Annotated in this window: 18 protein-coding genes; 7 read left to right on the top strand and 11 right to left on the bottom strand. The window is 54.0% G+C overall.

The features are described from left to right. Positions 1 to 134: 134 nt before the first annotated feature. The 3 genes from QWJ10_RS20060 to QWJ10_RS20050 form a co-directional block, all read right to left on the bottom strand. A complete protein-coding gene (locus QWJ10_RS20060) occupies positions 135 to 746 on the bottom strand; it encodes a DTW domain-containing protein (RefSeq protein ID WP_019366957.1) in 612 nt (203 codons plus the stop codon). Positions 747 to 803: 57 nt separating this feature from the next. After that, on the bottom strand, positions 804 to 2,369 hold the full coding sequence (locus QWJ10_RS20055; RefSeq protein ID WP_289929359.1) for a PAS domain-containing methyl-accepting chemotaxis protein: 1,566 nt from the start codon (positions 2,367 to 2,369) through the stop codon (positions 804 to 806). A 95-nt stretch (positions 2,370 to 2,464) separates the two neighbouring features. After that, complete coding sequence (locus QWJ10_RS20050; protein ID WP_019365201.1) at positions 2,465 to 3,364, bottom strand: LysR family transcriptional regulator; 900 nt, start codon at positions 3,362 to 3,364, stop codon at positions 2,465 to 2,467. A gap of 140 nt (positions 3,365 to 3,504) precedes the next feature. Between QWJ10_RS20050 and speB the strand changes: the two genes are divergently transcribed. From speB to QWJ10_RS20025, 5 genes are all read left to right on the top strand, one after another. Next, positions 3,505 to 4,455 carry an agmatinase gene (speB, locus tag QWJ10_RS20045; protein ID WP_150347139.1) on the top strand — a complete coding sequence of 317 codons (951 nt, stop codon included), beginning with the start codon at positions 3,505 to 3,507 and terminating at the stop codon, positions 4,453 to 4,455. 192 nt (positions 4,456 to 4,647) lie between these two features. Then, a complete protein-coding gene (locus QWJ10_RS20040; RefSeq protein ID WP_289929352.1) occupies positions 4,648 to 6,156 on the top strand; it encodes a cytosine permease in 1,509 nt (502 codons plus the stop codon). Between the two features lie 17 nt (positions 6,157 to 6,173). Continuing rightward, positions 6,174 to 6,899 carry an MBL fold metallo-hydrolase gene (locus QWJ10_RS20035; protein WP_289929349.1) on the top strand — a complete coding sequence of 242 codons (726 nt, stop codon included), beginning with the start codon at positions 6,174 to 6,176 and terminating at the stop codon, positions 6,897 to 6,899. 50 nt (positions 6,900 to 6,949) lie between these two features. Next, on the top strand, positions 6,950 to 8,347 hold the full coding sequence (locus QWJ10_RS20030) for a sodium:solute symporter (protein WP_289929348.1): 1,398 nt from the start codon (positions 6,950 to 6,952) through the stop codon (positions 8,345 to 8,347). A 1-nt stretch (position 8,348) separates the two neighbouring features. Then, a complete protein-coding gene (locus QWJ10_RS20025; RefSeq protein ID WP_289929347.1) occupies positions 8,349 to 9,953 on the top strand; it encodes a 5-guanidino-2-oxopentanoate decarboxylase in 1,605 nt (534 codons plus the stop codon). A gap of 22 nt (positions 9,954 to 9,975) precedes the next feature. Here QWJ10_RS20025 and QWJ10_RS20020 read toward each other — a convergent pair whose 3' ends face one another. From QWJ10_RS20020 to QWJ10_RS20005, 4 genes are read right to left on the bottom strand one after another with little or no spacing between them, the layout of a single operon-like run. Next, positions 9,976 to 11,157 (bottom strand): VWA domain-containing protein, encoded by a 1,182-nt coding sequence (locus tag QWJ10_RS20020; RefSeq protein ID WP_289929345.1) that lies wholly within the window; start codon positions 11,155 to 11,157, stop codon positions 9,976 to 9,978. A gap of 24 nt (positions 11,158 to 11,181) precedes the next feature. Further along, positions 11,182 to 11,556 (bottom strand): GFA family protein, encoded by a 375-nt coding sequence (locus QWJ10_RS20015; protein ID WP_074824094.1) that lies wholly within the window; start codon positions 11,554 to 11,556, stop codon positions 11,182 to 11,184. A 13-nt stretch (positions 11,557 to 11,569) separates the two neighbouring features. Next, entirely contained in the window at positions 11,570 to 12,418 is an 849-nt protein-coding gene (locus tag QWJ10_RS20010; RefSeq protein WP_197873458.1) for a MoxR family ATPase, read from the bottom strand. A 60-nt stretch (positions 12,419 to 12,478) separates the two neighbouring features. After that, positions 12,479 to 13,543 (bottom strand): DUF748 domain-containing protein, encoded by a 1,065-nt coding sequence (locus QWJ10_RS20005; RefSeq protein ID WP_122042285.1) that lies wholly within the window; start codon positions 13,541 to 13,543, stop codon positions 12,479 to 12,481. A gap of 127 nt (positions 13,544 to 13,670) precedes the next feature. Between QWJ10_RS20005 and cysK the strand changes: the two genes are divergently transcribed. Together cysK and QWJ10_RS19995 are read left to right on the top strand one after the other, a co-directional pair. After that, positions 13,671 to 14,645: a cysteine synthase A gene (cysK, locus tag QWJ10_RS20000; protein ID WP_197873459.1), complete on the top strand. Its 975-nt coding sequence runs from the start codon at positions 13,671 to 13,673 to the stop codon at positions 14,643 to 14,645. A 126-nt stretch (positions 14,646 to 14,771) separates the two neighbouring features. After that, the gene (locus QWJ10_RS19995) at positions 14,772 to 16,055 is read left to right on the top strand and encodes an FAD-binding oxidoreductase (protein ID WP_289929336.1); all 1,284 of its coding nucleotides are present in this window, start codon (positions 14,772 to 14,774) and stop codon (positions 16,053 to 16,055) included. A gap of 48 nt (positions 16,056 to 16,103) precedes the next feature. Here QWJ10_RS19995 and QWJ10_RS19990 read toward each other — a convergent pair whose 3' ends face one another. The 4 genes from QWJ10_RS19990 to clpX form a co-directional block, all read right to left on the bottom strand. Further along, positions 16,104 to 17,966: a SurA N-terminal domain-containing protein gene (locus tag QWJ10_RS19990; RefSeq protein ID WP_289929334.1), complete on the bottom strand. Its 1,863-nt coding sequence runs from the start codon at positions 17,964 to 17,966 to the stop codon at positions 16,104 to 16,106. A gap of 194 nt (positions 17,967 to 18,160) precedes the next feature. Next, the gene (locus tag QWJ10_RS19985; RefSeq protein WP_010794772.1) at positions 18,161 to 18,433 is read right to left on the bottom strand and encodes an HU family DNA-binding protein; all 273 of its coding nucleotides are present in this window, start codon (positions 18,431 to 18,433) and stop codon (positions 18,161 to 18,163) included. 133 nt (positions 18,434 to 18,566) lie between these two features. Beyond that, on the bottom strand, positions 18,567 to 20,966 hold the full coding sequence (gene lon, locus QWJ10_RS19980) for an endopeptidase La (RefSeq protein ID WP_289929331.1): 2,400 nt from the start codon (positions 20,964 to 20,966) through the stop codon (positions 18,567 to 18,569). A gap of 128 nt (positions 20,967 to 21,094) precedes the next feature. Then, the gene (clpX, locus tag QWJ10_RS19975) at positions 21,095 to 22,375 is read right to left on the bottom strand and encodes an ATP-dependent Clp protease ATP-binding subunit ClpX (protein ID WP_010794774.1); all 1,281 of its coding nucleotides are present in this window, start codon (positions 22,373 to 22,375) and stop codon (positions 21,095 to 21,097) included. Positions 22,376 to 22,473 lie beyond the last annotated feature (98 nt).

Below are 22,473 nucleotides of genomic sequence, written 5' to 3'. Positions count from 1 at the left end.
CCTAGTACGGCCAAGAAATTCATAATTTCTGGTAAGTGGTCGCTTTTGACTGTTTAAAGAGCCCGCACGCTTTGAACGCTTCAGAGCTTCCTTAAAAAGAGCATGCCTAAACGGTATGTCGGGCTCATGACAGCCTAATGATGATGTCTTTTCAGCGCGTGGTTTTTTGCAAATACCTCTTCACCCATTGCCTCGATCTGGCGCTCGATTAACCTCTCGAAAGGCGCAAGCAGCGCATCGAAACGCTTGGGCGTCTCTAATACGTTCAAGGCCGTGACAATCGCCTCGATGGTCGAGACAGCCCCAGCGGCAGGAGCTTTTCGAAGGCGATAACGCGACGAAAGACCGGTCGGCAAGCTGACTCGTGGTAACGCTGCCACGCACGGATTAAGGTACAGCAGCTTGCGTGCCTTTCGCCATGTGCCGTCAGGTATGACAAGCATAGCCTTGCCAGAATGCTCAGCTTTGGCCTTTATATGCTCAAGGCTTTCAGCCTGCTCGTCAGGAAACAACAACCAGGGCGTATACCCTTCCCAACGGGCTTCGAGCCCTTCGAACTGTTCGCCAACAAGCAACTCGCTGTTTACCAAACCTAGTGCGGCCAGGCGCGCCGTGTTCAGCGCATGCTGGGTTTCGTCAGGGTGTTGCAGGATCAACAGGCGAGTGGCACTGGAAAGCCTGGGAACAAGCGCACACAAGCAATGGCTTTCAGGACGCTGGCATGCAGCACAACGCGGGCGTGACATACAACCTCTAGGTAGACCAATAGCGGGCAACAGCCATCAGTCTACCTCAAGCGTTGCCTAGCGATTAAAGCGCTCTGCCAGATCACGCAGATAGACTGCCATCTGCTCAAGCTCACCACTGAGCACGGCACCTTGCTGTGACTGCTGAGTGCTGTGATCGGACAACTCGGCAATGCGGGTAATCTGCTGATTGATGTCCTCTGCCACATGGCTCTGCTCCTCTACTGCTGTAGCCATCTGCTGGCTCATGGCCGTGATTCGCATGACCGCCTGGCTGATACCCTCCAGTGCCTCGCGTACAGCTGCCGTGTGCTCTTCACTCTGTCGTGAGGCCTCTTCGCCCTTGGCTGCTGTAGCAACGGCGCGCTGCGCGCCTGAACGCAAGTTCTCGATGATCTGGTGAATCTGCTGGGTAGAATCACGCGTACGTGAAGCCAGCGAGCGCACCTCGTCTGCGACCACGGCAAAACCGCGACCAGCCTCGCCTGCCCTTGCCGCTTCAATCGCAGCATTAAGCGCCAGTAGATTGGTCTGCTCGGCAATCGAAGTAATCACATCGGCAACGCTGCCGATCGACTGGGTGGAATCGGCAAGCTCACCCACTGCCTGTCCAATTTCACTCACGGCGCCAGACAGCTGCCTCATGGAGGCTAAACTCTCATCCGCCACGTCACGACCATGTAGGGCCAGCGACTCCGCCTCGCCAGCAGCTTGAGCCGTCTGGTTAACGTTTTGCGAAACCTCCTGAATGGTGGCAGACATTTCGTTGATTGCGGTGGCTGACTGGTCGGTCTCATAGCGCTGACGATCAAGCAACTCGGCTTGAGCCCGCGCAAGACGTAACGACTCTGCCGCCTTGCTCTGCACGTTGTTGCCTGTATCCACCAGGCGAGTCAGTGCCGTTTGCAAACGTGACTCCTGGCTTTGCAAGGCGAGGTCCATCTGGCCTGCCGCGCCAAACTGGTTACTGTACGTAGGCGCAACGATGGCGCTGGTAAACATCTTCGGATTGGCCTCGAAGATCTTTTCAATGGTCCAGCGCTGACGCTTGAACTGCCAGAAGGTAATGCCTAGTGCACTGGCAACAATCACACCAGCCTGGGCAAGGTCGTTGAAGTAGAAATGACCGCCAAAGATAACGGCACCGCTGAAAAGCGTAGGCCATGCAATTTTGACAGAATGCTTGATGGCTTCTGTCACTGGTACTGCACGCTTGCCTTCACGCAGCCGTGCATACATGACATCGGCCCGCCGGATCTGATCCGCGGTAGGCAGCACACGTACGGACTCATAGCCCACCATCTGGCCATTTTCCCAGATAGGTGTGACGTATGCATTTACCCAGTAATAGTCGCCGTTCTTGCAGCGGTTTTTGACGATACCCATCCAGGCTTTGCCCTGTTTTAGGGTATCCCACATATGGCCGAATACGCCCTCCGGCATATCTGGATGACGAACCAGATTATGCGGACTGCCAATAAGCTCTTCTCGCTTAAAACCGCTTATTGTGACGAAAGCGTCATTGCAATAAGTAATTTGTCCCTTGAGATTCGTCGTTGAGATAAGACGCTCACTTTCCCTGAATGTACGAGCCTGTTGTGTCACTGGCAGGTTTTTGCGCATGGCGGAGAAGCCTTCCTGATTTCCAAATAAGCGGACGTTCAATTAAATGATGGCAAATAGCACTCCTGTTAGTTGTCATCATTTTTTAACATCAGCTACTTATCGGCACGCCGCATATGAGCTTTAAGAATTCTTTGAAAAGTCTGTATAAGACTTTCGCGATTACGGCCTCGGCGAAATATGAGCGAAAATGGCGCCTGATAGCCAAACATTGCTGGCTGTAAAGCACGTAATCGCCCTTGATTAACCCACGCATGAACATAATGCTCAGGTAAATAACCTATATAAGCTCCTGAAAGGATTAATATTAACTGAGCCTCCATACTTTCAACTGTTGCCGCACTTTCCTTGAACCCATGCCGAGCCAGTTCGGCCTGACTCCAATAGCCTCTTCGGACCATTCTTTGTTGAGTAATAAGTTCTTCGGGAATATGCCTTTCCTTGAATAAAGGATGGCGGTCGCTGCAATACAACCAATGTTGCTCACGATAAAGTGGCTGATACGTTACCCCATTCATTCGCGCAGAAAACGCACCGATGGCCAAGTCCAAACGGTTTTCAAGAATGGCCAGTTGAAGGTCATAAGGACTCATGACCGTCAGATGAATGTGGACTGAGGGGTATTCACCTGTATAAGCACCGATAACATCCGCCAATGACAAGGCAGGCTCATTGGCTAACGAGTCCAGCATCCCCAGCTTGAGCGTACCGCTCAGCTCTCCCTTGAGCGCGGCTGCATATCGCTCAAAGCCTTCGATCTCTCCCAGGATTCTCAACGTCTCCTGATAAAACATCTCACCCTTGCTGGTCAGCCCAAACCCGCCGCGCCCACGATGACACAAGGTGATGCCCAATTGGCTTTCCAACTGGCTCATATAGGTACTGATGGCTGACGTTGATAGATTCAGTTCACGCTGTGCCGCCGCAAAGCCCTGGCTCTGGACAACAGTCGCGAAAATTCTGAGTAGACGAATATCGTGCAGCGCATTGGCCATGGACAGGATCCGTTGTCTTATTTTTTTCAGCCTATCCGATAGTTTAGAAATCTCTGAACTGATTTTTTGCACGTGCCGATTTTTCAGGCGCTGTTTCCTTCACACAATCGGGCCATCGTTTCGCAGGCAGGAGATCGATTGTGGAGAAAAAACTTCATCAACCGCTGGGTGGTAACGAGATGCCACGCTTTGGGGGCATCGCGACCATGCTGCGCTTGCCTCACCTCGAGTCGCCTGCCGGGCTGGACGCCGCCTTCGTTGGTGTGCCATTGGATATTGGAACATCACTGCGCTCCGGCACCCGCTTTGGTCCACGCGAAATTCGGGCCGAATCCGTCATGATCCGCCCCTACAACATGGCAACCGGCGCCGCACCATTCGATTCGCTCTCGGTGGCCGACATTGGCGATGTAGCCATCAATACCTTCAACCTTCTCGATGCCGTACGGATTATTGAAGAGGCCTATGACGGCATTCTTGAGCACAATGTCATTCCGCTCACCCTTGGAGGTGACCATACGATCACCCTGCCTATTCTCAGAGCCATGAAGAAGAAATATGGCAAGGTTGGGCTGGTTCATGTCGACGCCCATGCCGATGTGAACGACCACATGTTTGGCGAGAAGATTGCTCATGGCACTACTTTTCGCCGAGCAGTCGAAGAAGGCCTGCTGGACTGCAATCGCGTCGCGCAGATCGGACTACGTGCCCAGGGTTATACGGCAGACGATTTCAACTGGAGCCGTGAGCAGGGATTTCGCGTTGTGCAGGCGGAAGAGTGCTGGCACACATCACTCTCTCCTCTGATGGCGGAAGTCCGGGCAAAAGTGCAAGGCGGACCTGTTTACCTGTCGTTTGACATCGACGGTATTGACCCCGCCTGGGCTCCAGGAACCGGCACCCCTGAAATAGGCGGATTGACCACCATTCAGGCGCTGGAAATTATCCGCGGCTGCCACGGGCTTGATCTAGTGGGAGGCGATCTTGTGGAGGTATCTCCCCCATACGACACTACAGGCAACACCTCTTTACTGGGCGCCAATCTGCTTTATGAAATGCTGTGTGTACTGCCTGGGGTGGTACGCCGATAGCCGCTGTAACGATAAATAAATCCGAGGAGTCCGCAAAGACTCCCGTTTGAGGCAGGTCCAGAACTTGCCTCAGGCAATTAGCCTTCCGGCCTTGCCGTACTGCCGAACACCAACCCGCGGGCCCAGCGCCTGCGGGGATAACAAAAGAAGCCATCGCTCAGTGCAGTGGCCTATAACCGTGTCGAGGCGACCATGGACAACCCTAACGGTATCACCCGTATCGAAACCTTTGGCGTCGAAAAAATCCCAGACGCCGAACGCAACGCTACTCCTTTCGATTTGTTTCGCATGATTTTTGGTGGAGCAAATACCTTCGCTACTGCCGTGTTGGGCAGTTTTCCTATTCTTTTTGGCTTGTCTTTCGAGGCAGGCGTCTGGGCGATTCTTCTGGGCGTCATGACCGGCGCGGTTATCCTTGCGCCCATGGGCTTATTTGGCCCTATAAACGGCACGAACAATGCCGTCTCGTCCGGGGCTCATTTCGGTGTACATGGTCGCATTGTAGGCTCGTTCCTTTCCCTGCTGACCGCTATCGCGTTCTTTTCACTTTCCGTATGGAGTTCAGGCGATGCCCTGATCGGAGGTGCCAAGCGCCTGATCGGTCTTCCTGAAACAGACCTGACGCTCGGACTGGCCTACGGCGTATTTGCCATACTGGTTTTGACGGTCTGCCTGTATGGCTTCCGCTTCCTGCTCTGGGTAAACAAGGTCGCGGTCGTTAGCGCCAGCGTGCTGTTCATGCTGGGAATCGCAGCCTTTGCAGGGCCGTTCGACGCAAGTTATGCCGGCACGCTCAATCCCGGCACAGAAGGCTTTTGGGCAGCGCTCATAGGCTCGGCGCTGGTTGCCATGAGTAACCCGGTCTCCTTCGGCGCCTTCCTGGGTGACTGGGCTCGCTACATTCCTCGCCAAACATCTAAACTGCACATCATGCTGGCCGTGGTGCTTTCCCAGGTCGCAACGCTGATTCCCTTCCTGTTCGGTCTGGCCACGGCCAGCATCGTGGCCGTAAAAGCGCCTCAATACATCGCCGAGAATAATTATGTGGGTGGCCTGTTGGCCATCTCTCCCAACTGGTTCTTCTTGCCCGTCTGCCTGATTGCCACCATCGGCGGCATGTCTACCGGCACCACCTCCCTTTACGGTACAGGGCTGGACATGTCCAGCGTCTTCCCTCGTGTACTGACGCGAGTACGTGCCACGCTCCTCATTGGTGTTGCGGCCATCGTATTCATCTTTATCGGCCGCTTCGCCGCTAATTTGGTCCAGAGCGTGTCGACATTTGCAGTGCTGATCATTACCTGCACCAGCCCCTGGATGATCATCATGATCATCGGACTGATCAATCGGCGCGGTTTTTACTGCCCTGACGATCTGCAGGTCTTTACTCGCGGCGAACGTGGCGGACGCTACTGGTTCCACCACGGCTGGAACTGGCGGGGCCTGGGTGCCTGGATTCCCAGCGCGGTGGTTGGGTTGCTGTTCGTCAACCTGCCCGGTCAGTTCGTAGGCCCCTTAGGCGAGCTGGCAGGCGGAATCGATATCAGCCTGCCCATCACGCTAGGCATGGCCGCTCTGCTCTACAGCCTGCTGCTCCGACTTTTTCCAGAACCGATCGAAGTCTATGGCCCTGCCTGGCTCAACGCATCTGCAACGCGCGGCGGCCCTGCGCTGATCCGCTCCAACGCCAGCCTATCCTGACCTCTGGAGTGACACCTATGAACATTGTCAGCCGAGATCAGTGGTTTGAGGTAAAGCGTGGCGCCGATGGGATCAGTCTGATCCACGAACCTTACATTCGGCCCTTTTACCGCTGCAACCTCTGGCACATTCAAGGACGAGACCGTGATGTTTTGATCGATAGCGGCTCGGGTGTCGTCAGCCTGCGGGAGCAACTTCCCTGGCTGACCGAGCGTCCCTTGATGGCCGTGGCAAGCCATACGCATTTCGATCATATCGCTGGGCATCATGAGTTCGATGAGCGTCTGGCGCACCCTGCTGAAGCCGATATTCTCGCCCACCCCACCCGCGAGAATACTCTGGCGGCCAGATACGTCACGGACGCCATGTTCGAGGCACACCCTGACTGCCCGCTGTGCTATGCCGAATACCGCGTCAAAGCTGCTCCAGCGACTCGCCTGATCGAGGAAGGCGACATTCTTGACCTCGGCGATCGCCACCTGGAGATCCTGCATACACCCGGGCATTCGCCTGGTGGCATCAACCTATGGGAAGCCGCCACCGCAACGCTATTCAGCGGCGACATTATCTACGACGGGCCGCTGGTCGAGGATGCCTACCACTCGAATCTGGAGGCCTATGCCTTAAGTCTGGAGCGGCTTCGACAGATGCCTATCCGCACAGTACACGGCGGGCATTTCCCCAGCTTTTCCGGTGAACGCCTGCGGCACTTGATCGACGGCTGGCTCAAGGCACATGCCTGAAGCCTCTCGTTGCCCGGCTCCTCATTCAACTGATGCTAAAGGAGGCCTTCATGGCCCTGGATATCCTTGTGGTCCTCGCATATGTAGCTGCCATGCTTTTACTAGGCTGGATCGGCATGCGCCGCGCCAAATCCCATGATGAGTTTCTAGTGGCGGGTCGCAACCTGGGCCCCACATTTTACATGGGCACTATGGCGGCTACTGTATTGGGCGGCGCCAGCACGGTAGGTACAGTGCGCCTGGGCTATGTACACGGTATCTCCGGGTTCTGGCTGTGTGCGGCCCTGGGCCTTGGCATCATTATCCTGAATCTGTTTTTGGCCAAACCGCTCCTCAAACTTCGCATCTTTACCGTGACTCAGGTACTGGAGCGGCGTTACAACACAACCGCACGCCAAGCCAGCGCCGTCATCATGGTGGCCTATGCACTTATGCTGGCAGCGACCTCGACCATTGCCATCGGTACAGTCATGCAGGTGCTTTTTGGCATTCCCTTCTGGCTGGCCGTCGTGATCGGCGGCGGCGTGGTAGTGGTGTATTCCGCAATCGGAGGGATGTGGTCCCTGACACTGACGGATATCGTCCAGTTCGTCATAAAGACCGTAGGTCTGATGTTCATCCTCCTGCCGATCTGCCTGTACAGGATTGGCGGCTGGGATGAACTCGTTGCCAAGCTGCCTGCCTCCAGCTTCAGCTTTACCGCCATTGGCTGGAGCACGATCGTGACGTACTTCGTCATCTATTTCTTTGGCGTCCTGATCGGACAGGATATCTGGCAGCGGGTATTTACTGCCCGAAATGAGCGCGTCGCCCGCTATGCAGGTACTACCGCAGGCATCTATTGTGTCTTGTACGGACTGGGTGGCGCCTTGATTGGCATGACAGCCAAGGTGCTTCTACCGGACCTGGATAACGCCAATAATGCCTTTGCCGCAATCGTTCAGGCAGCCCTGCCGGATGGCATCCGGGGCCTGGTGATCGCTGCCGCTCTGGCTGCCATGATGTCTACCGCCAGCGCGGCCCTGCTGGCTGCCTCCACAGTTTTAACGGAAGACCTGATCCCGGTATTGCGTCAGGGAAGGCCGCTGACCAATCTCTTGCTCAACCGTCTGTTTACCTTGCTCGTCGGACTCATCGTATTGGGTATTGCCCTGGCAGTAGACGATGTACTCAACGCGCTGACGTGCGCCTATAACCTGCTGGTTGGCGGCATGTTGATTCCCCTGATCGGCGCCATCTATTGGAAGCGAGCAACCACACCTGCCGCGATCACCAGCATGTTGTTGGGCTGTCTGACGGCACTGATCTTCATGTTCAAGGATGGCCTGGAAGCCAACACGCCCATTTATTTCAGTCTGGCGGTCAGTCTGAGCAGCTTCGTATTGCTGAGCCTTCTGGCTCGCTCCGCTCAACATGCCCTGGCAACAACCGCGCCTGAGGAGATTTAGCATGGTTACCTGCGGCCAATTTCTGGTTCGACAACTTGAAGCCTGGGGCGTGAATACGGTATTTGGCATTCCCGGTGTTCATACCGTTGAGCTTTACCGAGGCTTACCAGACAGCAGCATTCGCCATATCACGCCTCGCCATGAGCAAGGTGCAGGCTTCATGGCAGACGGTTACGCTCGCGCCAGCGGCAAGCCCGGAGTTTGTTTTGTCATTACCGGCCCCGGCGTAACCAATATCCTGACTGCCATGGCTCAAGCCTTCGCAGACTCCATCCCTATGCTGGTCATTTCAAGCGTAACTACGCGGGCTCGCCTGGGGCGGAACGGTGGCTATCTGCATGAGCTGACCGATCAGCGCGCCATGACCGCCGGGGTGACAGCCTTCAGTCATACGCTGCTGGATGTCGACCAGCTGCCTGCGGTCCTGACCCAAGCCTTTGCGGTATTCGAAAGCCAAAGGCCTCGACCTGTACACATTGAGCTTCCCCTCGACGTCATTACCGCGCCCGCCGATCACTTGTCCCTTGTATGCAAACCCTGCTTCAGCCGCCCGGCACCTGATCCGCAGCAGCTCGACCTCGCCGCCAAGCGACTCGGAAACGCCAAACGTCTATTGGTACTACTGGGAGGCGGCTGTATTGCCGCAGCCAGCGAAGCCAGGATTCTTGTCGATAGACTCGCAGCGCCTGCCGCTACCACTATTAATGCCAAAGGAGTACTGCCTGACTACCATCCACTGGCATTGGGGTGCAACCAGTCATTGCCCGCCGTCAGGCAACTGGCAAAAGAGGCGGATGTCATTCTGGCTATCGGGACAGAACTGGGCGAGACGGATTATGACGTGGTTTTCGATGGTGGATTCGAACTGAGTGGTGACCTGATCCGAATCGATATAGACCCTGATCAACTTACCCGTAACTACCAGCCCTGGCTGGGTATTGTCTCGGATGCAAGGACGGCTATCCAAGAGCTTCTGAACAGATTGCCTCCTGACATTTTTCAGGCAACCGGTAGCGGTCGCGAGCGTGTGGCCAAGGCCCGGCGTGAGTTAGCCGACACACTGGCACCACTCAGCCACTTCCGTACACTGTTCGATACGCTTAGCCGCGCCTGTCCCGATGCCTGTTATGTAGGTGATTCAACACAGCCGGTTTATGCCGGTAACCATATCGTCGAGCTACGCTCGCCACGTCGCTGGTTCAATGCCTCTACGGGCTACGGCACCTTGGGCTATGCCTTGCCAGCCGCCATTGGAGCCAAGCTGGCCTGTCCAGGTCGGCCGGTTATCTGCCTGATCGGTGACGGCGGTATTCAATTTACCCTGCCGGAGCTGGCCAGCGCCGTAGAGGCGCGTGTCGGAATCATCGTTCTCTTGTGGAATAACCAGGGATACGGTGAGATCAAGCGATACATGAAGCAGCGCGCCATTACACCGCTGGGTGTAGACATTTATACACCCGACTTTATAACGCTAGCTCAAGGCTTTGGCTGCGCAGCCGCAAAAGCCTCTGATCATCAACATCTGGAACAACTGCTACTCGATGCGCCACCCGATAGGCCCTTCCTGATAGAAATTACCGAGGCCCCTCCTTTCGCTCCAGGCTAATAGAAGGCTTGCCCTGCAAGCCTCACCCACGTGCGAGGTAACGCATCCCCTCTTCCAAGCCTTCAAGGGTCAATGGGTACATATGCCCCTCAACCAATTCCTGGATGATCTGAATAGAGGATGTGTACTCCCAAGTCCGCTGCGGATAGGGATTAAGCCAGATGATCTTTCGAAATTTGGCCTTGAATCGCTCCATCCAGACTGAGCCTGCTTCTTCGTTCCAGTGCTCGACACTACCGCCAGGCTGAAGTACCTCGTAGGGTGCCATGGACGCATCGCCAACAAATACCACTTTGTAGTCCTCGCCATAGCGATGCAATAGATCAAGCGTAGACGTCAGCTCGCTCATCCGGCGCTGGTTGTCCTTCCAGACTGATTCATAGATGAAGTTATGGAAGTAGAAATACTCCAGACGCTTGAATTCAGTGCGGCAGGCTGAAAACAGTTCCTCACAGACCTGCACATGCATGTCCATCGACCCGCCGATATCCAGCAACAGCAAAAGCTTGACCGCATTGTGGCGCTCGGGCCGCATCTGGATATTCAGCAATCCGGCATCGCGGGCGGTATGATCGATAGTACCTTCGATATTAAACTCTTCCGCTGCCCCCTCCCGGGCAAACTTACGTAGACGCCGAAGAGCAACATTGATATTCCGGCGCCCGAGCTCCGCCTGATCGTCCAGGTTACGGTACTCACGTTGCTCCCAGACCTTGACGGCCTTTCCCTGCCTTTCACCTGCCTCGCCGACACGAATGCCTTCAGGGTTATACCCCCCTGAGCCGAAGGGGCTGGTGCCGCCCGTACCAATCCACTTGTTGCCACCAGCATGCTTACTTTTTTGCTCGGCCAAGCGCTGCTTAAAGGTTTCAATGAGTTTGTCCAGACCACCCAATGACTGAATCTGCGCACGCTCCTCGGGCGTCAGTGAACGCTCAAAGGCTTTACGCAACCACTCATCCGGGATCAATACTTCCAGCGCCTCGTCGAGTGATTGAAGCCCGTCAAAATACGCTGAAAATGCCCTGTCGAAGCGATCAAAATGACGTTCGTCCTTGACCAGGATAGTACGTGCCAGAAAGTAAAAGGCGTCCATGTCTGCAAACACGACACCTGTCAGTAGCGCTTCATGCAGATCCAGCAACTCCCGCAGGGAAACGGGAATTCGAGCAGAACGCAACTCATGAAAAAGACTCAGCAGCATCGGCTATTCCCGGCTGGAGAACGATCAGTCATGACGCACCGGTGCTTGATACCACGACGGCTGGGCCTCGGTAAAAATTTCATCGACAGGCAAAGCACCAAGCGCGGAATCCAATGAACCTAGCGCCAACCCCAGCGTATCCCGGCCATCCCGCAAGAACTGTAGATTCGACCCGCACCGCCGGCAAAACGTACGAACCACCTCTGGAGACGAACGGTAGGCTGCAACATCTGCTTCACCGGTCGTGAAACGAAAGCTTTTCTTAGACACAGTCGTATACGTAGCAAAGGCCGCACCATGGGCCTTGCGGCACATCGAGCAGTGGCAGTGGGTAGCTTTTTCAAGCGAAGTATCGACTTCATAGGTCACCGCACCGCACAGACAGCTACCCTTGAGCATAGGACCTCCTTGATTATCGATAGCCGTTTCGCCGCGTCATGAAAGCCAGGCGCTCAAGCAGCTGAACATCCTGCTCGTTTTTGACCAAGGCCCCGGCAAGCGGCGGAATAGCCTTGCGAGGGTCTCGTTCACGCAGAACCGACTCACCGACATCATCGGCCATCAACAGCTTCAACCAATCGACCAGCTCTGACGTGGAAGGCTTTTTCTTAAGTCCAGGCACCTGACGGATATCAAAGAATACCTCCAGCGCCTCATTGACCAGCGTCTGGCTGATATTTGGAAAATGCACATTCACAATACGCTTTAACGTATCGCGGTCAGGAAACGCAATGTAATGGAAGAAGCAGCGACGCAGAAAGGCATCAGGTAGCTCCTTCTCGTTATTGGACGTAATGATAATGATGGGACGGTGCCGGGCACGAACCGTTTCGCCTGTTTCATATACATAGAACTCCATGCGATCCAGCTCTTGCAGCAGATCATTTGGAAACTCAATGTCCGCCTTGTCGATCTCGTCAATCAACAGAACGACCCGCTCCTGCGCATCAAATGCCTCCCAAAGCTTGCCTTTCTTGATGTAGTTGGCAACGTCATGAACCTTGTCGACACCCAACTGGGAATCGCGCAGCCGGCTGACGGCATCGTATTCGTACAGCCCCTGATGCGCTTTCGTAGTGGACTTGATATGCCAGGTGATCAATTGTGTACCAAGAGCCTGCGCCAGCTGCTCAGCCAACAGCGTCTTGCCAGTACCAGGCTCTCCTTTTATCAGCAGCGGACGCTGCAAGGTGATGGCTGCGTTTACAGCCAATTGGAGATCAGCGGTTGCTACGTAATCCGCCGTACCTTCAAATTTCATGGGCGACCCTCGGGATTGATCAACAGGACGTGATGATAGGCATAAAGCACAGGCGATACACTAACCCTGATCCTCGTACTGAGCGCTGAATGCCTGAATGAAAGCATTCCGCAGGATGGAAAAGAACGCCTGTAGAGGACTGATATCCTGCTGCTTGACGCTGCCCTGCAATTCAACTCGAGTCGCGAACTGATCCTTGCGCTGATTTTTCAAAAGGGTTTGACTTCCTCCTACTACGGCTTCCCACAGCCCGCGGAAAAATCCTTTGTCTTTATTCTCTACATCCTGACGCCAATCGAAGACGTCTACATTCTTGAACAAGGGTTTGATGTAGCCGCTGAGCTGTCCATTATTAGCCTTGGCATCAATGACCAGATCACCACTACCGGACTTGAAGTCAAACTTGCCATACGCTTTGGCAAAGTCATTTATTTTGGGCAGGTCTACCTGCGTTACCCTCAGCCGAAACAGGAAGTCACTAAAGTCGCTGAAGGGGTCGAATTCTGCCGAGGTTTCCAGCGGTGCATTATCCAGCACAGTGGCCTTGCCTTCGAAACGTGCCACCCGCTTGCCTTGGGCATCGGCGGCATTGGTCAGGTTGTAAAGGCTGGCGTTTACCTGGGTTGCTTGTAGATTGACGGGGGGTGATGAGTTGAAATTACGGAAACTGAGCTTGCCATCCTCCACACGCACCTCATTTAAGGTGATCGAGATGATCTTCTCCAACTGAGCACGCCAGTCCGTACCCTCACCTGTCTGGGAGGACTGCGGATCATCGCCGCCGTCGACAAAGTTAAGTTCGGGGCGCTCGAAAATAATCCTCCCGACAATGGCGTGATCTTCCCATAACGCTCTTCCGCTCACGGCAATGTCGATGCTGGGCGCGTCCAGAAACGGTACGGGCACCTTGCCTGTCACCTTTTCGATCTTGAGTCCATCGATACGGTAGGCGCCCCGCCACCACGCCAGATCGACATCGGCAATATGTCCCCGATAATCGCCCATGTCCGCCAACTTGGTATTGAGGTAATGTCGTATGACATAAGGCATGGCGAGCTGCACGACAATCAACAGGGCAACTATGCTCAAGATGACAAGTGCAGGCGTCTTATAGCGCAGTTTCATGGCTCGGTTCCCTCTGGCATGTCTTTCATGGACCGACCATGCCAGTGTCAGTTTCCTTGGACTGGACGCCTTGACGCCATAGCCTTAGGCTGAACTCATATTTGTTGACCCATGCAGGGATCTTTAGATGAGCCGAATTTTCGCTGATAACGCACAATCCATTGGCAACACACCTCTGGTTTACATTAATCGCCTTGGGCCTAAAGGGGTAACCATTCTGGCCAAGATCGAAGGCCGTAACCCGGGCTATTCAGTGAAATGCCGAATCGGCGCCAACCTTATCTGGGATGCGGAGGCCAACGGCAAGCTCAAGCCCGGCATGACCCTGATCGAACCTACGTCCGGCAATACCGGCATTGGTCTCGCTTATGTTGCAGCAGCCCGTGGATACAAGCTCATGCTGACCATGCCCGCCTCGATGAGCCTGGAGCGTCGCAAGGTTCTCAAGGCACTAGGTGCCGAGCTGGTACTGACAGAGCCCGCCAAAGGCATGAAGGGCGCGATTGAAAAAGCCAAAGAAATTGCGGAAAGCGATCCTTCTCGCTACTTCATGCCCCAGCAATTCGAAAATCCGGCCAACCCGGCCATTCATGAAAAAACCACTGGCCCGGAAATCTGGAACGACACCGATGGCGCTGTGGATGTCCTGGTGGCGGGTGTTGGTACCGGCGGCACACTGACCGGTATTTCCCGCTTTATCAAAAACACCAAGGGCAAGCCTATCCTGTCAGTAGCGGTAGAGCCCGAGAGTTCGCCTGTTATCACCCAGACCATGGCCGGACAGGAAGTCAAACCCAGCCCTCACAAGATCCAGGGGATCGGCGCTGGCTTCGTACCGAAAAATCTGGATCTTTCCATGGTGGATCGAGTGGAACGCGTCAGTGACGATGAATCCAAGACCATGGCCCAACGGCTTATGCGTGAGGAAGGTATCCTCTGTGGCATCTCGTGTGGAGCCGCCATGGCGGCGGCCGTGCGTCTTGCCCGTGAACCCGCCATGCAGGGAAAGACAATCGTTGTCATCCTACCTGACTCCGGTGAACGCTATCTGTCTACCATGCTGTTTGACGGCTTGTTCAGCGAACAGGAAACCGTCCAGTAACCTCATTCGGCCCGCCACCGGCGGGCCTTTTCGTTTCTCCCTGCCCTACTTTCGGCTGCTAGAACGGCACTGGCAGCTGAGCTACTATCGCGTTAGAGCGTAAAAAATTTCACACAGGGAATGAATATGCCGAACACATCCTATCCGAACTCCTACTATGCGGCCTCTGCTCATCCTGCGCCCAAGCGCCCCATGCTTGAAGGTGAACGCATTGCTGACGTTTGTATTGTCGGCGCTGGCTATACCGGTCTTTCCACTGCCATTGCACTGCTTGAGCGAGGCTACAGCGTTGTAATTCTCGAGGCCGCCAGGGTAGGTTTTGGTGCATCCGGCCGCAACGGCGGCCAGATCGTCAACAGCTATAGCCGGGATATTGATGTTATCGAGCGAACCTTGCCTGCCCGTGAAGCGCAACTGATCGGTCAAATGGCCTTCGAAGGCGGACGTATCATCAGAGAACGGGTGAACCGTTATGATATTCAGTGCGACCTGAAGAACGGTGGCGTTTTCGCGGCTTTCAACGCCCGACAGATGCAGCATCTGGAAGCTCAGCAAGCCCTTTGGGCTCGCCATGGGCATCATGAACTGGAGATGCTGGATAAAACAGCCATTGAGCAAGTCGTAGGCACCCATCGATATGCGGGGGGTATGCTGGATCGTAGCGGCGGTCATATCCATCCCCTTAATCTCGCTCTAGGAGAAGCAGACGCCGTTGAGTCATTGGGCGGGACTATTTACGAACAGACACCTGCTGTACGCATCGAGCGTGGCCCTAAGCCTGTTGTACATACTCTACAAGGTTGTGTAAGAGCGACGTATGTTGTGGTAGCCGGTAATGCTTATCTGGGTAATCTCATTCCAGAGCTGGCAGCCAAATCCATGCCTTGTGGAACGCAAGTGATTGCCACCGAACCCCTCTCTGAGGAAACGGTAAAACGATTACTTCCTCAAGACTATTGTGTCGAGGATTGCAACTACCTCCTAGATTATTATCGCCTCTCGGCTGATCGTCGACTCCTATATGGCGGTGGCGTTATATACGGCGCACGTGATCCTGCCGATGTAGAAAAAATCATACGCCCTAAGATGGCAAAAACCTTTCCAGAACTGGCCAACGTCAGGATTGATTATGCCTGGACCGGTAATTTCCTATTGACTCTGTCCCGCCTCCCTCAAGTAGGCCGTCTGGGCGACAATATCTATTATTCGCAAGGCTGCAGCGGACATGGCGTTACGTTTACCCATCTGATCGGTACCGTGCTTGGTGAGGCACTGGCAGGACACGCTGAGCGCTTTGATGCATTCGCCCGGCTACCCCACTACCCCTTCCCTGGCGGTCGTCTTTTCCGCGTTCCATTTACCGCCCTGGGCGCCTGGTACTACGATATTCGCGACAAACTTAATGTTTAAACAAGAAACCCCGCCGAAGCGGGGTTTCTTTTACTTACCTGTCAGAAATCAAAGATTCTTGATTTCTGCCCTGGACTCCAATGCACGGCGGTAAGCCGCAAAGTCCTCTTGGCCACTGCGTGAAGAGAGGAAACGGCGATACATAGCCTTTTCTTCGTCAGTAAAGGTGCCCTGCGGAACGCTGACACCCGTCAAGCGAATAACCATGTAGGTCCCATCAGCCAGATTGACTCCTGCATAAGTCGGCTTGGAATTGTCTCCAGGCTTATTCATGCGGAACACCTGTTGGAGTACTACCGGGTCAACGCCCTCCTGACTACGTGTAGCAGCCTCGATGACTTTCCAGTCCTTGATCGTATTGGCCTTGCCTGCCTTCAGGTCAGCAATCAACGTCTCGCCCTGCTGACGAGCAGTCTCAGCTATCTTCTGCTTGGTCAGCGTGCTGCGGATGTTGTCTTTGACATCATCAAAGCTCTGCTGAGCAGGCTTGCGATGCTCCTTAACGCGCAGGATGACAGCCGTTTCATCGTCCAGCTGGATAGCATTGCTATTGGCACCATCCTCCAGCACTTCGGGACTGAAAGCAGCCTGGACAACCTGACGATTGGCAATAACCCCTTCTTCGCCGCCCTCACGTCCGAATGGCTTGCTGGTTTGCACTTTCAAACCTTGCTCTTGAGCAGGCTGACTAAGATCTGAAGCTTCAAACGCTGCGCTTTCAAGATTGCGGGTAGCATCTACAAAAAGGCGATCAGCCTCGCGAGCCTTGAGCTCAGCCTCAAGACGCGGCTTCATGCTCTCCAACGAAGGTACTTTGGCTTCCTGAACGCCAAGCAGCTTGATCAGATGCCATCCAAATGTCGAATGTACGGGAGCAGAAACGTCTCCCTTGTTCAAACCATACAAGGCTTCTTCAAAGGCAGGGTCATACACCCCTCGCCCAGCATAACCGAGCTCACCGCCCTTGTTGGCCGAACCAGGATCCTGAGAGAACTTCTTGGCTAGCGCAGCAAAATCCTCGCCCCTGTCCAGACGAGCCTTGATTTCATCAATCTTGGCCTTGGCCTGCTCGTCATTCACCTTGTCGTTCACTTCAATCAGGATATGAGCGGCGTTACGCTGTTCGGAAAGGTTAGCGGTTTCCGACTGATAAAGGGCCTGAAGGTCTTCTTGCTTGACCTGCGCCTTATCGGCAAAAGCGCTTTTCTTTAGCTCGATATAATCAATGACCACCTGATCAGGCGTCATGAATTCGCTACGATGATCGTCATAGTAGCCTTGTAATTCATCATTGGTGACTGCAACTTTCGAAGCATCCGCTTTAACCACATGGGTTGCGAAGTCTCGAGTTTGCCGTTCCAAAGCTGCGAAGGCATTCAATTCGGCATCGGTTACAAAACCGGTACCTGCAATACCCGCTCTGAGTTGCCCCATGAGCATCTCCTGCTTCAGCATCTCGCGAAACTGAAGACGTGAGTAACCCATCTGGGCAATGGTCTGGTCAAAACGTTGGGCATTGAATTGCCCATCAACCTGGAACTCAGGTGTTTGAAGTATGAGCTGGTCCAAAGCCGCTTCAGAAAAAGCAAACTTGTTCGACTTGGCATCCTGAAGCAATAGCTCGCGCTCGATCAGGGCCTTTAAAGCCGCATCGCGTAACCGTTTTTCATCCAGAAGAGCAGGGTCGAAATTAGGACCCAGACGCTGCGCCAGAGAGCGACGTTGCATCTCCACAGCCTGATTGAGATCGGTCTGGCGTATTTCCTCACCATTTACCAGTGCTACGGCACCTTGGTGGCTACCGGCGCGAATGATCGCCTCGAATCCGGTCAATGCCATCAGCAAGATAATGACGCCAATGATGACCTTGGCTATCCAGCCTTGTGAATGTTCCCTGATGTTCTGCAGCATGCGCCCCCCAAAACGGCTGCGTCTGGCCAAAGGCTAGGCAGCATGGGTGAATTGCGAATAGAGAAAAGGCGCATCAGAGGATGCGCCTTCTGTTAAACGGGGCTTTGGCGAGTCTTCGTGCGGAATGAACCAAACGGTATCACGTGCTAGAACTCAACAGACAGACGTCTATTGAAACCAAAACCCTTAAGCACTCAGTTCACAGCATCCTTGAGCGCTTTGCCGGGCTTGAAACCAGGGATCTTGGCAGCTTCGATTTCGATCGGCTTGCCAGTCTGCGGATTGCGGCCAGTGCGTGCTGCACGCTCTTTGACGGCGAAAGTGCCGAAACCGACAAGCACAACCGGATCACCGCTCTTCAGGGCACCAGTGATAGATTCGATCACTGCGTCCAAAGCGCGCCCAGCTACAGCTTTCGGGATATCAGCAGATGCAGCAACGGCATCGATCAGTTCCGACTTGTTCACTCTAAGTCCCCTTGTTCATTTCTGATAAGAATATATTACGTGTGTAGGCAAAAATGGATGCTGTGAGGCATGCCTGACACTTGAAGAGCCGCTTTATATCAAGGGCTCAAAAAAAGTGTCAAGGAAGCTCTGGCTAGTGCGTGCTGATTCTTTCTTTTGAATCCTGCTCGCGCTTTTCTTCATTCGTGACTATTTCAGGAGCCGCATCTGGCAAGGGCTCCGGCGCATATTGCAGCGCAACCTGAAGGACCTCGTCAATCCATTTGACAGGCTTAATCACCAAATCGGCCTTAATATTGTCCGGAATGTCGCGCAGATCGCGTACATTCTCCTCCGGAATGACCACCGTGCGGATTCCCCCACGATGTGCCGCCAGTAATTTCTCCTTCAAACCACCAATGGCCAGTACCTGGCCACGCAGCGTAATCTCACCTGTCATGGCTACATCAGCACGCACTGGGATCCGGGTAGCAGCCGACACCAGCGCGGTGCACATACCGATACCAGCACTTGGACCATCTTTGGGTGTAGCGCCTTCTGGTACGTGAATGTGGATATCGTGCTTCTCATGGAAGTCCTTGGGAATACCAAGGCTCTTGCCACGGCTACGCACAACCGTCAGTGCTGCAGTAATGGATTCCGCCATTACATCGCCCAGCGAACCGGTTTTGATCAACTGCCCTTTCCCCGGCACAACAGCCGCTTCAATGGTCAGAAGCTCGCCGCCAACCTGCGTCCAGGCTAGTCCTGTGACTTGTCCGATCTGGTCCTGCTGTTCAGCCAAACCATAACGGAACTTACGTACACCCAGGTAGTGCTCGAGGCTTTCACTGGTGACAGCAGCCTGTTGAGCCGCTTTTTCCTTGGCGTGCTCCTTGACAATCTTGCGGCAAACCTTGGCAACCTGACGTTCAAGGCTACGTACCCCCGCCTCGCGGGTGTAGTAACGCACCATGTCTCTTAGAGCAGCCTCGTCAAAGGTCACTTCGGTCTTCTTCAAACCGTTTGCCTTGACCTGCTTGGGTATCAGGTACTTGGTAGCGATATTGACCTTTTCGTCTTCCGTATAGCCAGGCAGACGAATCACTTCCATACGATCCAGCAACGGTGCCGGAATATTCATGGAGTTGGCCGTACAAAGGAACATGACATCCGACAGATCGTAATCAACTTCCAGATAGTGATCATTGAAGTTGTGGTTCTGTTCTGGATCCAGCACCTCGAGCAGAGCAGAGGCCGGATCACCACGCATGTCGTTACCCATCTTGTCGATTTCATCGAGCAGGAACAATGGGTTACGCACGCCAACCTTGGTCATCTTTTGAATCAAACGACCTGGCATGGAGCCGATATACGTACGGCGATGGCCACGAATCTCAGCCTCATCACGCACACCACCCAGGGCCATACGAACGAACTTGCGGCCGGTGGAGCGCGCGATGGACTCAGCCAGAGACGTCTTACCTACCCCAGGCGGACCAACCAGGCACAATACCGGGCCACGTACTTTCTTGACTCGTTTCTGGACAGCGAGATACTCCAGAATCCGATCTTTGACTTCCTCAAGACCGTAGTGATCTTCATCAAGAATGTCCTCGGCCTTGCTCAGATCCAAACGGACCTTGCTTTCCGCCTTCCATGGGACATTCACAAGCCAGTCAATGTAGGAACGTACTACTGTGGCCTCGGCAGACATGGGAGACATCTGCTTGAGCTTGTTCAGCTCTGCATTGGCCTTGGCCAACGCTTCCTTGGTCAGACCAGCATTGTCGATGCGCTTTTTCAGGTCATCGATTTCACTATGGCCTTCGTCGATGTCGCCCAGCTCTTTCTGAATGGCCTTCATCTGCTCATTCAGATAATACTCGCGCTGGCTACGCTCCATCTGCTTCTTGACGCGACCACGGATCCGCTTCTCGACCTGCAACAGATCGATTTCTGCGTCCAGCAACGCCAGAACGTGCTCGACTCGCTCAGCAAGATCTACGATCTCAAGGATTTCCTGCTTCTGCTCAAGCTTAAGCGCCATATGGGCTGCCATCGTATCGACCAGACGACTTGGATCGTCGATACCATTAAGTGAAGACAGCACCTCTGCTGGCACTTTCTTGCCCAGCTGGACATATTGCTCGAACTGGCTCATTAGGCTACGAACAAAGACTTCCGACTCGCGGTCTGCCGCTTCGGTATCCTCAATCAGCTGAACCTCAGCGCGAGAATAACCCTTGGCCTCAACAAAACGCTCAATGTTGCCGCGCTGCTCACCCTCTACCAGCACTTTAACAGTGCCATCAGGAAGTTTGAGCAGTTGCAAGACAGTGGCGACGGTACCCATGCGGTACAGGCCATCGGAGTCTGGATCATCGTCGGTAGGATTCTTTTGCGCAAGCAGTAGGATCTGCTTGTCGCCGGCCATGGCAGCTTCCAGGGCCTCAACAGATTTTTCACGCCCAACAAAGAGCGGAATTACCATGTGCGGATACACCACTACATCACGCAGTGGCAAAAGAGGCAATTCAATCGTTTTATTCATGGTTTCAGCTCTTGGCATTCGACTGGCCGCATAGAAACGACCGTATGGCATGTTTTTCTAACATGCGGCCTAATCGATCAGAAAACAAGGCTAACTAATGCGAAGGGCCCCGCAGGGCCCCTTTTTATTTATGCATCCGGTGCCGCTTTGACCGGGTCGTTGTTTTCGTAAATCAACAACGGTTGGGAAGTACCCTCAATGACGCTCTCATCGATGACGACTTTGCTGACCTCCTTCTGAGAAGGAATCTCATACATCGTATCGAGCAGAACGCCCTCTAGTATGGACCGTAGACCACGTGCGCCTGTTTTACGTTCCAATGCCTTGCGGGCCACTGCCTTCAGAGCGTCTGGACGGAACTCGAGATCCACCTCTTCCATTTCGAAGAGTTTGCCATACTGCTTGGTCAGCGCATTCTTGGGCTCGGTCAGAATCTGCATGAGCGCCGCTTCGTCAAGTTCATCTAGCGTTGCGATTACAGGCAAACGACCAACGAACTCTGGAATAAGACCAAACTTGACCAGATCTTCAGGCTCGGCATCACGAAGCGACTCACCGATTTTCTTGCCCAATTCCTGGCTACGGACTTCGGCATTGAAACCAATTCCGCCCGCCTTGGTAGAACGGCTCTGGATGACCTTTTCCAATCCGGCAAATGCACCGCCACAGATGAACAGAATGTTACGCGTATCCACCTGCAGGAACTCCTGCTGAGGATGCTTGCGTCCGCCCTGCGGGGGTACTGAGGCTACCGTACCTTCAATCAGCTTGAGCAGAGCCTGCTGCACGCCCTCACCCGATACATCTCGAGTAATAGAGGGGTTATCAGACTTGCGCGAAATCTTGTCGATCTCATCGATATAGACGATGCCCATCTGGGCTTTCTCAACATCGTAATCGCACTTCTGCAAAAGCTTCTGAATAATATTTTCAACGTCCTCACCCACGTAACCTGCTTCGGTTAGCGTAGTGGCGTCCGCAATGGTAAACGGTACGTTCAACAGACGTGCCAGCGTTTCAGCCAGCAAAGTCTTACCGGAACCTGTCGGCCCGATAAGCAGAATATTACTCTTGCCCAACTCAACGTCATCTTTCTTCTCACGCTGGTTGAGACGCTTGTAGTGGTTGTATACCGCTACAGCCAATACTTTCTTGGCACGTTCCTGACCAATCACATACTGATCAAGAATCGTACTGATTTCTTTAGGTGCTGGAAGTTTATGTGCACTGTTTTCGGCCTGGGCTTCCTGTACTTCCTCACGGATGATGTCATTGCACAGGTCGACACATTCATCGCAAATAAAGACTGAGGGACCGGCAATCAACTTACGCACTTCATGCTGGCTCTTGCCGCAGAAAGAGCAATACAACAGCTTGCCGTTGTCGTCACCGTTGCGAGTATCTGTCATTCGATCAATCCAATCGGGTTACTTACAGGAACAAGATGAAGGCAAATCTATGCATTTTCAAGCCTGCCACTCAGTAATCATGACTTAGTGGCAGGCTT

The organism is Pseudomonas sp. WAC2 (genome assembly GCF_030403525.1).
Lineage (GTDB): Bacteria > Pseudomonadota > Gammaproteobacteria > Pseudomonadales > Pseudomonadaceae > Chryseomonas > Chryseomonas luteola.
Note: the sequence above shows the minus strand (reverse complement) of the source record. Positions and strands in the feature narration are given on the sequence as shown.

What these genes read in the sequence shown, in the direction of transcription:
- QWJ10_RS20025 (WP_289929347.1), top strand. Translation starts at nt 8,349, where the DNA reads ATGGTTACCTGCGGCCAATTTCTGGTTCGACAACTTGAAGCCTGGGGC.
- QWJ10_RS20030 (WP_289929348.1), top strand. Translation starts at nt 6,950, where the DNA reads ATGGCCCTGGATATCCTTGTGGTCCTCGCATATGTAGCTGCCATGCTT.
- QWJ10_RS20050 (WP_019365201.1), bottom strand. Translation starts at nt 3,364, where the DNA reads ATGGCCAATGCGCTGCACGATATTCGTCTACTCAGAATTTTCGCGACT.
- QWJ10_RS20020 (WP_289929345.1), bottom strand. Translation starts at nt 11,157, where the DNA reads ATGCTGCTGAGTCTTTTTCATGAGTTGCGTTCTGCTCGAATTCCCGTT.
- QWJ10_RS20040 (WP_289929352.1), top strand. Translation starts at nt 4,648, where the DNA reads ATGGACAACCCTAACGGTATCACCCGTATCGAAACCTTTGGCGTCGAA.
- QWJ10_RS20005 (WP_122042285.1), bottom strand. Translation starts at nt 13,543, where the DNA reads ATGAAACTGCGCTATAAGACGCCTGCACTTGTCATCTTGAGCATAGTT.
- QWJ10_RS19990 (WP_289929334.1), bottom strand. Translation starts at nt 17,966, where the DNA reads ATGCTGCAGAACATCAGGGAACATTCACAAGGCTGGATAGCCAAGGTC.
- QWJ10_RS20015 (WP_074824094.1), bottom strand. Translation starts at nt 11,556, where the DNA reads ATGCTCAAGGGTAGCTGTCTGTGCGGTGCGGTGACCTATGAAGTCGAT.
- QWJ10_RS20035 (WP_289929349.1), top strand. Translation starts at nt 6,174, where the DNA reads ATGAACATTGTCAGCCGAGATCAGTGGTTTGAGGTAAAGCGTGGCGCC.
- QWJ10_RS20010 (WP_197873458.1), bottom strand. Translation starts at nt 12,418, where the DNA reads ATGAAATTTGAAGGTACGGCGGATTACGTAGCAACCGCTGATCTCCAA.
- lon (WP_289929331.1), bottom strand. Translation starts at nt 20,966, where the DNA reads ATGAATAAAACGATTGAATTGCCTCTTTTGCCACTGCGTGATGTAGTG.
- cysK (WP_197873459.1), top strand. Translation starts at nt 13,671, where the DNA reads ATGAGCCGAATTTTCGCTGATAACGCACAATCCATTGGCAACACACCT.
- QWJ10_RS19995 (WP_289929336.1), top strand. Translation starts at nt 14,772, where the DNA reads ATGCCGAACACATCCTATCCGAACTCCTACTATGCGGCCTCTGCTCAT.
- QWJ10_RS20060 (WP_019366957.1), bottom strand. Translation starts at nt 746, where the DNA reads ATGTCACGCCCGCGTTGTGCTGCATGCCAGCGTCCTGAAAGCCATTGC.
- clpX (WP_010794774.1), bottom strand. Translation starts at nt 22,375, where the DNA reads ATGACAGATACTCGCAACGGTGACGACAACGGCAAGCTGTTGTATTGC.
- QWJ10_RS20055 (WP_289929359.1), bottom strand. Translation starts at nt 2,369, where the DNA reads ATGCGCAAAAACCTGCCAGTGACACAACAGGCTCGTACATTCAGGGAA.